General features: G+C 41.7%; 9 protein-coding genes and 1 pseudogene. All 10 read left to right on the plus strand.

Annotated features, from left to right (window positions below):
- The first annotated feature begins 91 nt into the window (after nt 1–91).
- The 10 genes and pseudogenes from EL241_RS06465 (at nt 92) to EL241_RS06510 (ending at nt 12,257) form a co-directional block, all read left to right on the plus strand.
- Nucleotides 92–1,627, plus strand: coding sequence for an ABC transporter ATP-binding protein (locus EL241_RS06465; protein WP_126320435.1), 1,536 nt, complete (start codon nt 92–94; stop codon nt 1,625–1,627).
- Nucleotides 1,620–2,672: an ABC transporter permease gene (locus EL241_RS06470; RefSeq protein ID WP_003755971.1), complete on the plus strand. Its 1,053-nt coding sequence runs from the start codon at nt 1,620–1,622 to the stop codon at nt 2,670–2,672. Before EL241_RS06465 ends, EL241_RS06470 begins: the two co-directional genes overlap by 8 nt.
- Entirely contained in the window at nt 2,669–3,625 is a 957-nt protein-coding gene (locus EL241_RS06475; protein ID WP_003755968.1) for an ABC transporter permease, read from the plus strand. The genes EL241_RS06470 and EL241_RS06475 overlap by 4 nt, the downstream gene beginning before the upstream one ends.
- A 146-nt stretch (nt 3,626–3,771) precedes the next feature.
- Nucleotides 3,772–5,724, plus strand: a complete 1,953-nt coding sequence (locus EL241_RS06480; protein ID WP_036104189.1) for a cation:proton antiporter — start codon at nt 3,772–3,774, stop codon at nt 5,722–5,724.
- A 75-nt stretch (nt 5,725–5,799) separates the two neighbouring features.
- Nucleotides 5,800–7,096: pseudogene (gene yfmF / locus EL241_RS06485) on the plus strand (EF-P 5-aminopentanol modification-associated protein YfmF); the annotation flags it as partial.
- Entirely contained in the window at nt 7,080–8,369 is a 1,290-nt protein-coding gene (yfmH, locus tag EL241_RS06490; protein ID WP_003755963.1) for an EF-P 5-aminopentanol modification-associated protein YfmH, read from the plus strand. The pseudogene yfmF and the gene yfmH, both read left to right, overlap by 17 nt.
- Nucleotides 8,370–8,529: 160 nt before the next feature.
- Nucleotides 8,530–9,261 carry an elongation factor P 5-aminopentanone reductase gene (gene ymfI / locus EL241_RS06495; RefSeq protein ID WP_036104183.1) on the plus strand — a complete coding sequence of 244 codons (732 nt, stop codon included), beginning with the start codon at nt 8,530–8,532 and terminating at the stop codon, nt 9,259–9,261.
- A gap of 34 nt (nt 9,262–9,295) precedes the next feature.
- On the plus strand, nt 9,296–10,231 hold the full coding sequence (locus EL241_RS06500; RefSeq protein WP_126320436.1) for a helix-turn-helix domain-containing protein: 936 nt from the start codon (nt 9,296–9,298) through the stop codon (nt 10,229–10,231).
- A gap of 78 nt (nt 10,232–10,309) precedes the next feature.
- On the plus strand, nt 10,310–10,888 hold the full coding sequence (pgsA, locus tag EL241_RS06505; RefSeq protein WP_036104180.1) for a CDP-diacylglycerol--glycerol-3-phosphate 3-phosphatidyltransferase: 579 nt from the start codon (nt 10,310–10,312) through the stop codon (nt 10,886–10,888).
- Nucleotides 10,889–11,015: 127 nt separating this feature from the next.
- Nucleotides 11,016–12,257: a competence/damage-inducible protein A gene (locus tag EL241_RS06510; RefSeq protein WP_036104177.1), complete on the plus strand. Its 1,242-nt coding sequence runs from the start codon at nt 11,016–11,018 to the stop codon at nt 12,255–12,257.
- The last annotated feature ends 62 nt before the right edge of the window (nt 12,258–12,319 follow it).

Here is a 12,319-nt window from a genome sequence, read left to right on the forward strand (position 1 = left end):
TAAGCTGATTGAGGAGAGGCGGCGTTATTCGAGAGAATCACGCGTGTGGCTGTTTTTCCGTAATTCAAAAAGAATTAAGGAGCGTGAGGAAGTGGATTATGTTATTGAAATGTTAGGAATCAGAAAAGAATTTTCTGGATTTGTAGCAAATGATAACATTACCTTACAGTTAAAGCAGGGAGAGATCCATGCGTTGTTAGGTGAGAATGGTGCTGGTAAATCCACACTGATGAATGTTCTGTTTGGCCTTTATGAGCCAGATGGCGGCGAGATCCGTGTACGCGGAGAAAAGAAAATGATCAATAATCCGAACGTAGCAAATGATCTCGGCATTGGTATGGTGCATCAGCATTTTATGTTAGTCGACAAATTTACCGTCGCTGAAAATATCATGCTTGGAAAAGAGCCAACGAAACTTGGTATTATTGAGCGAAAAAAAGCTATCAAAGAAATCAGCGAGATCTCGGAGCGTTATGGATTGCGCGTTGACCCGAATGCAGTAGTTCGCGATATCTCGATCGGTATGCAACAACGAGTAGAAATTTTAAAAACATTGTACCGTGGTGCTGATATCCTGATTTTTGATGAACCAACAGCCGTACTGACACCACAAGAAATCAAAGAGTTGATTCAAATCATGCGAACCTTGATCAAAGAAGGAAAATCGATCATCTTGATCACCCATAAGTTAAAAGAGATCATGGATGTTTGTGATCGTGTAACGGTTATCCGGCGCGGTAAAGGGATGGGAACGGTAGATGTTTCCGAGACAAGTCCGCAAGACCTAGCTAATCGTATGGTGGGGCGCGAAGTTGTTTTCAAAACAGAGAAAAAACCAGCGACACCGGGCGAAGATGTACTAGAAATCAAAGATCTCGTGGTGAAAGAGAGCCGCGGCGTGGAAAGCGTACGTGGGTTAAACCTTTCCGTGCGTGCTGGTGAGATCGTCGGTATCGCGGGCGTAGATGGGAACGGCCAAAGTGAATTATTGGCTGCGATCAGCGGACTGACTAAAGTTGCCAGCGGCTCAATCAAGCTGAACAACAAATCGATCGAGAATAAAAAACCGCGTAAGATCACAGAAGCAGGACTTGGACATATTCCCGAAGATCGCCATAAACATGGCTTAGTATTGGAAATGTCGATCGGTGAAAATATTGCTTTGCAAACATATTATAAAAAACCGATTTCGAACCACGGCTTCATCAATCACCGCAGCATGTATGATTTTGCGAGAAAATTGATTGAAGAATACGATGTTCGGACAAGCAACGAATATGTGCCAGCTAAATCATTATCCGGTGGTAATCAGCAAAAAGCCATCATTGCTCGTGAAGTCAGCCGTGATCCGGATTTCTTGATCGCAGCACAACCGACGCGTGGTCTTGATGTCGGAGCGATCGAATTTATCCATCGTCGCTTGATCGAGCAACGTGATAAAGGGAAAGCGGTCTTATTGATGTCGTTTGAATTAGAAGAAATCATGAATGTCAGTGATCGAATCGCTGTTATCTACGAGGGCAAGATCGTTGCGATCGTAAAACCCGAAGAAACAACGGAACAAGAATTAGGACTGCTTATGGCAGGTTCTAAAACTGCAGAAGTGGGGGTAGAAGAAAATGTCTAAACGTGTACAAACGCTTGTTATCCCGGTGACAGCAGTTATTTTAGGACTGCTTTGCGGTGCGATCATTATGCTTGTCTTTGGTTATGATCCAATCGGCGGTTACTCCTCTCTAATTGAAGGTGTCGTAGGTCAACCGTTTTACATTGGGGAAACGATCCGTCAAGCAACACCTTATATCTTGATCGGACTTTCAGTAGCGATTGCTTTCAAAGCTGGTTTGTTCAATATCGGGGCAGAAGGTCAAATGCTGATGGGCTGGATCGGTTCTATCATTATTGCTACCAATTTCCATGATTTGCCAAAATGGATCCACTTGCCATTCGCAATTATCGTCGGCGCGCTATTCGGAGCTTTTTGGGCATTCATTCCCGGTATTTTAAAAGCAACATTGCGTGTGAATGAAGTTATTGTCACGATCATGCTCAATTATACGGCTCTTTATGTATTCAATTACATCGTGCAGTATCGATTGACAAAAGGACTGGATAAAACGAAAATGATTGACAGTTCTGCCTCTTTGCAATCTACTTTCTTACAAAACATTACTACCCATTCTTCTCTTCACTGGGGGATTTTGATCGCACTTGGCGTCGCGATCATCATGTGGTTTGTCCTTAAAAAGACAACATTCGGTTACGAAATCGAAGCGGTCGGCTTTAACGAAAATGCCTCCCAATATGCTGGTATGAGTGTTAAAAAGACAATCATAATGGCAATGGTACTAGCTGGTGCGTTATCGGGCCTTGCTGGTGTTATGGAAGGCCTGGGCAACTACGCTAATGCGTATGTGCTAAGTTCATCGCCAGGAATCGGCTTTGATGGTATTGCGGTAGCATTACTGGGCGGAAGCTCTCCAATTGGAATCATCCTGTCGGCATTGCTGTTTGCAGCACTTAAGATCGGTGCGTTGAATATGTCTGCTATTGCAGGTGTTCCGAACGAATTAGTCGACATCATTATTGCATTAATTATTTTCTTCGTCGCTTCTAGCTATATTATTCGCTGGGCAATGGCGAAATTCAAGAAAGGGGCGAATGTAAAATGACGCTTACAGTTATGCTTGCGACAATCGTATCGAGCACGCTCTTAATGGCTGGCCCACTAATTTTTACAGCGCTTGGCGGAGTTTACTCTGAACGCGGCGGTATTGTTAATATTGGACTAGAAGGAATGATGGTAGTCGGTGCGTTTTCTGCGATCGTCTTTAACCTGACATTCCAAAATGTTTTCGGAAACTTGACTCCTTGGATCGCGTTGATCGCTGCCATGGTCGTCGGAGCATTATTCTCACTGATCCATGCCGTTGCAACGATCAACTTCCGTGCTGACCATGTGATCAGTGGGGTTGCGATCAACTTGCTAGCGACAGGATTGGCGCTCTTCTTAGTAAAAGTATTTTACGATAAAGGGCAAACAGACCAAATTAAATATTACTTTGGCAAACCGGATATTCCTGGTTTGAAAAACATTCCTTTTGTTGGCGATATTTTCTTCAAAAATGTCCCAGTAATGAGTTATGTCGCGATTGCTTTTGCCATTATTTCTTGGTTTATCATCTATAAAACAAGATTCGGTCTTCGCCTTCGTTCTGTCGGCGAGCACCCACTAGCAGCTGATACAATGGGTATCAAAGTTAAATGGATGCGATATCAAGGTGTTATCATTTCTGGGATCCTAGGTGGACTGGGCGGAGCTGTTTATGCCCAATCATTTACACTTGATTTCGGTCACGCAACGATTTCTGGACAAGGCTTCATGGCACTAGCTGCCATGATCTTCGGTAAATGGAACCCACTTGGTGCAATGGGCGCGGCTATTTTCTTTGGATTCGCCCAATGTTTGGCAATTACTGGTGGTTCGCTGCCATTGTTCCAAAACATTCCAGATGTTTACTTGCAAATTGCGCCTTATGTCTTAACAATCTTGGCGCTTGTTGGTTTCATCGGAAAATCCGAAGCACCAAAAGCAGATGGCGTGAACTATATCAAAGGAAAATAAAGGGAACTTTCGAAGGACTGCGATCTTATGATTGCAGTCTTTTTTTGCGGTTATGATTAGATTTTTCAGTCGGAGTATTGTATGATGAAGCATATTGAAATAGAGACAACTGTATATAGAAAACCTACATAAAAGGGGAATTGCAAATGGAAATTTTTGAGAACATTTTATTGATGTTAAGCGCTGTGTTTTTATCTAATGTATTGAGCCGTTTTGTGCCAAATGTGGCTATCCCGCTCATTCAAGTTTTTTTAGGAGTATGTCTGACGATACCACTAGCAGCAAATGATCATTTGATTGAGATCAGTCCCGAATTGTTTTTACTGCTTTTCCTAGCACCATTGCTATTTAATGATGGAACGAATGCAGATAAAGTATCATTCTGGAAATATCGGAAATCGATCTTATCCTTATCAGTCGGATTAGTGTTTATTACAGTGGGCGTTTTAGGCGCCTTTATTCACTGGCTTTTACCGCAAGTTCCCTTAGCTGCATGTTTCGCGTTAGCTGCAGCACTTGCTCCAACTGATGCTGTCGCAGTATCAGCGCTTGCCGAGAAATTGAAGATCCCTTCTAAAATGATGCACACTTTAGAAGGAGAATCACTGATCAATGACGCTTCAGGCCTAGTTTCCTTCCAGTTTGCCGTTGCAGCACTTTTGACGGGGACATTCTCCTTTGTAAATGCTGGAACGAGTTTTTTGATGCTTTCGATTGGCGGTATTTTGCTTGGACTTGTCATGACTGCACTGAAAATCAAAGTAATGTCGCTGCTTCGTAGTGCGGGCATTGAAAATGCTGTGTCCTTTATTTTAATGGAGTTACTATTACCGTTTTTCATTTTTGTTACCGCAGAAAAGATCGGTGTCAATGGCATTTTAGCAGTTGTCAGTGGTGGTATGCTTCATTCTTTTAGTTATCGCAAATTAGATCCCGGTATCGCTCAATTAAACTTATTGTCACGCAATACTTGGGCGGTGTTGACATTCAGCTTGAATGGCTTGGTATTCATTCTTCTAGGAACACAATTGCCGCATATCATTCGTACCATCTGGCTCTCAAATAAAGTAAGCAATGTTACTGTTTTTCTTTATATTTTCGCCATAACAGCTATCTTGCTAGCGATTCGGTTTATTTGGATATGGCTTGCAAGGAATTTCGACGACACAAAAGTGGCGCCCGGTGAGCGACTGAAACAAGCGCTGCTATATACTGTTTCTGGAGTCAGAGGAACAATTACCCTCGTCAGTGCGTTATCACTACCATTTGTGTTGAGTGGAAATCAAGATTTTGTCGCCAGAGACTTGCTCGTATTTATTGCTGCCGGGGTAATTACAGTAACGCTCTTACTTGCTAATTTCACAATGCCATTGCTTGCCCCTAAAAAAGCTGAGGCACTGGGAGAATCCGATACTGAAATCGAGGCAGATATCTTGCGGGAAATAATCAATAAATTAAAAAGTTATCAAACCGACGAAAACAAGCAAGAGGTTGCCGGTGTGATCAGCATGTATAATGACCGGATACTCACACTTAATAATTTTTTCGATAATAATGAAGAAAATCGGAAAATACGCGCACTTGTGATGCAATGGCAATATGAAAATATCCTGCACATGCTATATAAAAGAGAAATCACCATGCAGGCAGCGTATCCTACTTTAAGGCGCTTGAAAAAACGACTTTACGGGCTTACTAAGAAAAAAGAGTATAAATCCAATCTTTTCTACGATAGAGCTTTCCGTAAAAACCTGCGAGCGCTAAATATACTGCCGCTTACTTTTGAAGAACGCAGAAAACAGCGGTATAAAATCATTCGTTCTAATAATACGTATATTATTGAACAGTTGGAAAAACTGCCAGCTAATGATTTTTCACAAGATTTGATCGACCGCTACATTTTTACTTACGAACGCATCGGCAACGAAAATCGAAACTTTTCGAGCGAATCTTTACAGGAATGGATGGATGTGGCGATTCAAGAGGAACGAAAACTAATCCAGCAATATTTTGAAACAGGCAAGATCGATCGTGCGGAAATGAAGAAGTTCCGCGATAATGTACTAGCTTTGGAAAACTCGAGTTCGTTTACCAACTAACAGCTATGCAATAAAATTGTGTATCGGGAATGCGTACGATACAATGAACAAGAGAATAAAGGAAGGGGCTTACCTATGGCAAATCCAGAAACGATTTCTAATCAACAGGTCGGGGCAATGAATGTAACGATCATACCGACAACTAAATTTAAAACCACAAAAATTGTATTCAAATTCCGTGCGCCGCTTGATCGTGCGACTGTGACAAAACGCTCCTTACTGGCGGTCCTATTTGAGACAAATAACGCTGCTTATCCAACGCAGACGGCATTTCGCCGTAAATTAGCTGAATTATACGGTGCCAGTTTTTATACTTCTGCAAGTAAAAAAGGCGATGAGCACATCATTTCAGCTGTATTCGACTTTGTCGATCCGCAGTACTTAATGGAGAAAACAGATCTGCTTCGGGAAGTTGTTCACTTTTTGAGAACGATCTTTTTCGATCCAAATGTCCGTGACAATCAATTTGAAAAGGCGACTTTTGAGCGGGAAAAAGAAAATTTGAAGTCCCAATTAGAAAGTATTTATGATGATAAGATCACATATGCTGCTAAGCGGACGATTGAAGAGATGTATCAATCGGAAGGTTATCAATATTCGGCAAATGGGATCATTGAAGATTTGGATAACCTTACTGCTGCTGAAACATACGACTACTATCAAACTGATTTTTTGAAAAATGACGTGATCGATGTTTTTGTGTGTGGGGATATAGATTCCAGCGTACTGCTCGATCATTTGCAACTGCTTCCATTTGCCGAAAGACCAAATCGGGCTTTCCATTCCGTTCCTAAGGTTGCTCCGGAAAAAGTGCATACGATCCATGAAACGCAAGCGATCAATCAAGGGAAACTCGTTCTTGGCTATCAAACTGGCATTCTCTTCGGGGATGAAAAGTTTGTTCCGTTACAAGTCGCGAACGGATTGTTGGGCGGTTTTGCTAACTCGAAAATTTTTATCAATGTTCGTGAAAAAGCTAGCCTGGCATATTATGCTTCGAGCCGGATCGATTCTTTTAAAGGATATCTATTGATCCAAGCAGGAATCGAAGAAACAAATTATGAGCAGGCCGTTGCAATTATTAAAGAGCAAGTAACAGCAATGAAACAAGGCGATTTCACCGACGAAGATATCGAACAGACTAAACAGTTGTTAGTCAATCAAATGCTTGAAGCAAGCGATCAAGCCGGCGGATTAGTAGAACTGACCTATAATAATATCGTGAAACCAAGCGATTTGGCTATTTCGGAATGGATCAGCAAAATCAAAGCCGTGACCAAAGCAGAAATCATAGCGGCTATGGCAGATGTTTTGCCAGATACCATCTATTTCCTAAGCAAAGGAGGAGAAGCTTGATGGAAAAAATCCAATTCGAGCAAGTAAAAGAGCAAGTAGTGCACGAAAGACTGGAAAACGGATTAGAAGTTTACTTGCTGCCTAAAGAAGGGTTCCATAAAACATTTGCGATCTTTACGACAAAATATGGTTCGGTCGATAATCGCTTTGTCCCGCTTGGTGAAAAAGATTTTACTACTGTTCCAGATGGGATCGCTCATTTTTTAGAACATAAATTATTTGAAAAAGAAGATGGGGATGTTTTTTTCAAATTTGGTGAAAAAGGCGCTTTTACTAATGCTTTTACATCCTTCACAAAAACGGCTTATCTTTTTTCCAGCACTTCAAATGTATCGGAGAATTTGGAAACGCTGCTCGACTTTGTCCAAGAGCCGTATTTTACCAAAGAAACCGTTGAAAAAGAAAAAGGGATCATCGGTCAAGAGATTCGAATGTATGACGATGATGCTGATTTCAGGGTGTATTTCGGAGCAATTGAAAACATGTATCACAACCATCCGGTGAAGATCGATATTGCTGGAACTGTGGAATCGATCGCTGAGATCGACAAAGATCTGCTTTACTTGTGTTACCATACTTTCTACCACCCGAACAACATGGTCTTATTCGTAGTAGGAAATTTGGAACCGGAAGCATTATTAGCAGAAATCAAAGCAAATCAATCCAGCAAGACCTTTGCGCCACCGACTGAGATAGAGCGTGAATTCCCTGAAGAGCCTGCTAGTGTAGCGATTCCTGAACGAAAATTGGCATTTCCTGTCAAGATTGCTAAAAACCTTATCGGTATCAAAGAAGACTTTGGCCCGTTAAAAGGAATTGCCGGTGTGAAGCATGAGATCGTTGCAGACATGGCACTTGAAATGCTGTTCGGAACGACTTCCGACAACTACCTGACCCTTTATAATGAAGGAATCATCGATGATACTTTCGGATTCGACTACACCAATCAAGACAGCTTCTCTTTTGTTTTGATCGGTGGCGATGCGAAAGATCCTGATAAGCAGAAAGAAGCCGTGCTCACGATCTTGAAAGAAGCTGCCGAAAAAGGCTTGGATCAAGCCAGTCTGGATCTGGTTCGTAAAAAACGGATCGGTGGTTTCCTCGGAGCATTGAACTCGCCGGAGTTTATTGCCAATAAATTTACACAATATGTAATGCGAGATGCCTCGTTATTCGATATCTTGCCGGCTTTAAACGAGGTCACATTGGAAGAAGTTAATCAGTTTTTAACTTCACTTGTAGCGCACGAAGACCGCATCACTTCGTTTCAATTAATACCGGAAGAATAATAAAAAACACGAAAATAAGGCGATTTCTTCGTTCTTATTTTCGTGTTTTCTACATAAAGTTTAATATTTTCTAAAAAAAATCAAATTAGCAAAGAAAAAATGGCAAATTCACACAAGACATGCTATCATGAAATAAATGGATCAGAAAGGTGTGCAAGCTTTGAACACGAAGGTGAAGTATGCCCTGATTACTGGTGCTAGCGGCGCGATCGGACAAGCGATTGCTTTGAAACTCGCGAAGCAGGGATTTCATTTATATTTACACTACCGGGCGAACAAGGACTCGATCGATCAGTTGATACCGAAGTTGTTAGCAGAAGGGGTCGATGTGATTCCGATTCAAGCCGATTTTTCGAAATCGGAAGATGTGAGTCATGTGGAGGCGCAACTTTTTCAAATCGATTTGTTTGTTCATGCAGCGGGAAATAGTTATTATCAGCTTTTTCAAGATACCGAAATGGCAACGGTTGACGAACTTTGGGATATCCATGTCCGTTTTCCGATGCAATTATTGCAAGGTATCCTGCCAAAGTTGCTTAAAAATAAAGAAGGACGAATTATTTTTATCAGTTCGATCTGGGGAGAAATTGGTGCGTCCATGGAAGTAGCCTATTCTACTGTGAAAGGTGCGCAGATTGCATTTTGCCGTGCTTTAAGCAAGGAAATAGCTTCCTCCGGAGTGACTGTAAATGTTGTTTCACCGGGTTATATCGAAACAACAATGAATCAAGGTTTTGATGAAGGGGAAAAGCAGGCGATCCAAGCAGAGATCCCGTTAAGACATTTTGGGAAAAGTGATGATGTCGCAGAAGCCGTCGCTTTTTTGGCAAGTTCGGATTCCCATTATATTACAGGACAAGTGCTACGGATCAACGGCGGTTGGCTGATGTGAAAAACGAAAAGAAAATAATGGCAGGTGTTTACGATTGACAGAATTAGGAGAGAAATTGAAACAAGCTAGACAGCAAAAAGGAATCAGTCTAGACGAATTACAACAAATTACCAAGATCCAAAAGCGGTATCTGATCGCGATCGAAGAAGGAAACTTCTCTGTTATGCCAGGGAAGTTTTACGCGCGGGCCTTTATCAAGCAGTACGCAGAAGCTGTGGATCTTAATAGTGCAGAACTGTTTGCGGAGTTTGAACAAGAAGTTCCGGAAACACCAAACGAACAAGGGGCAGAATTGTCACGTGCGACGCAGAAACGTGCTTCTATCGCCTCAAGACAAGTAGGCGCAGCAAGTGCTCATCGTAATCGCTTTTTAGATGTGCTGCCGAAGATATTGATCGCTGTTTTTATTGTATTCATTTTATTTATCGTATGGCTATTTGTTTTCAACCGTCCAGGGAACGACGCGCAGGAAGTGAAAAATAAAACGGCTGAAAATGCGATCAAAGTCGATAACAGTACGGAAGAATCGAATAACGATAAATCAAAAGATACCGCAAAAGATTCGAAAAAAGATACAGATGCTGACAAAAAAGAAGCGGACAAGGACGATTCTAAAGAAGCAGATAAAGACAAAGAAAAAGAGAAAAAAGAGGTAAGCGTCGATAAAGGACAAACGCAGGGAAACAGCACAACTTTCAACGTTAAAAACACCGACAAGTTGTCTATCTCGCTTGGTGCAACGAATGCCCAATCTTGGGTAAGTGTAACAGATGCGAACGGTGCAAGCTTATTCACAAAGACTTTGAATCCAGGCGATTCTGAGACCGTGGATGCCAAGGATAGCCAAACGGTAAAGTTGACGATCGGAAATGCTCCGGCTACTTCGCTAAAAGTAAATGGCAAGACACTTGAATTACCGGCAAACCTTGTGAAACAACTCGTAACGATCCAGTTGCAAAAAGATGAATAAAATGATGAAGAGTTCAGCTTCTGTTAAACGAGAAGTTGTGCTCTTCCATTTTTAAAAGGAAAGAAAGAGGGGATGAAAATGAATTTACCTAATAAATTAACTGTTTTGCGGATCTTTATGATTCCGATTTTTGTTATTATTACCGTTATTCCATATACATGGGGAACCGTGCACTGGATAGGCTCAGATATTGCAGTCACACATCTCGTTGCGACGATCATCTTTATTGTTGCGGCTGCAACGGATTGGTTCGACGGCTATTTAGCCCGTAAATATAATTTGATCACGAACTTCGGAAAATTTGCCGATCCAATGGCAGATAAATTATTGGTGGCTGCTGCCTTTATCATTTTAGTCGAAATGAACATCGCGCCAGCTTGGGTCGTGATCTTGATCATTTCCAGAGAATTGGCAGTAACAGGATTACGTTTGTTATTAGTAGAAGGCGGCGAAGTTCTTGCGGCTGGACAATTAGGGAAAATCAAAACATTTACACAAATGATCGCGATTCCGTTGATGCTGCTACATAATTTCCCGTTTGCTTGGTCAGGGATTCGCGTTGATCTGATTTTCTTATATGTATGTGCCTTTTTTGCAGTTTGGTCGGGAATCGACTATTTCTACAAAAATCGCGGTGTGTTTAAAGGCTCCATGTAAGTGGGTATAGTCATGCAGTTACGGCTTTACTCAGCTTATGACATGGATAGTATTTCAACTGGAGTGCAGCTTGTCCATAGCTGCACTATTTTTTATTTTTAGTGAGGATTCGGAAAGGGATGGAAACATGACACGAACAGAAATCATAGCAGTAGGAACAGAAATTTTAATGGGACAGATCGTCAATTCTAACGCGGCATTTATCTCTGAAATATTAGCCAATCAAGGCATTTATGTCTATCACCATACTGCCGTCGGTGATAATCCGGGTAGACTGACAGAGGTCATTAAAAATGCCGAAGACCGCAGTGATCTCATCATCTTAACGGGCGGATTAGGACCAACAGAAGATGATTTGACCAAACAAACTTTAGCCAAACATTTAGGAAAAAAACTAGTTGTGGATGAAGCACATATGCAAAAAATCGTCCACTATTATGAAGCGCAAAATAAGGTCATGACCGAAAATAATAAACTGCAAGCAATGGTGATCGAAGGAGCAACCGTGCTTAAAAATGAATTCGGTTTTGCAGCAGGGATGTATTTGGAAACGAAAACACACCGCTATGTATTGCTGCCAGGTCCACCTTCTGAAATGAAGCCGATGTTTCAAAATCAAGCGATTCCGCTTTTGGCGAAAGCAGAGGGGAACAGTCATCTGCAATCCAAGATCCTACGCTTTTTCGGAATCGGTGAATCAAAACTTGCTGATGATTTGAAAGATCTGATCCATCAACAAACCAACCCGACTTTAGCCACTTATGCAGGGGAAAACGAAGTGGTGATCCGCATAACCGCCACGGGTGAAACAAAAGAAGAAGCAGCAGAAAAAATTGCTGGACTTGAAGCTGAGATTTTGAGACGCGATGGGGAATTTTTATATGGTTATGGCGATAAATCACTTGCCGAAGTGGTGATTTCCAAGCTGTTAGAAAAAAATATCACGATCTCTGCTGCAGAAAGCCTGACTGCTGGATTATTTCAATCTTCATTAGGCGAAAAAACAGGGATCTCGCAAATTTTCCCAGGTGGAGTCGTTACTTATAGCTCAGAAGCTAAACAAAAACTATTAGGGGTTTCCGCTGATACGATCAACAAGTATGGTGTGGTCAGCAAAGCGTGTGCTAGAGAAATGGCAATGCAGGTGAAAAAACAGTTTGATACAGAGATCGGTATCAGTTTTACCGGAGTAGCCGGACCGGACTCGCTAGAAGGTCAAAAAGCCGGATCTGTGTGGATCGGACTCAGCACTCCAGATGGCAAAACCGATGCATTCTTCTATCAATTTGGTCGCGATCGCAACCATAATCGCCACCGCGCGGTCAAACAAGGATTTCAACTGATAAAAAACTATTTAGACCAACAATAAAGCTGCTTTTTTACTTGAAAGTCAGTTAGCGCTGCTAAAAAAAACATCGACATTTTGCCCCT

This window comes from Listeria grayi (genome assembly GCF_900638015.1).
Taxonomy (GTDB): domain Bacteria; phylum Bacillota; class Bacilli; order Lactobacillales; family Listeriaceae; genus Listeria; species Listeria grayi.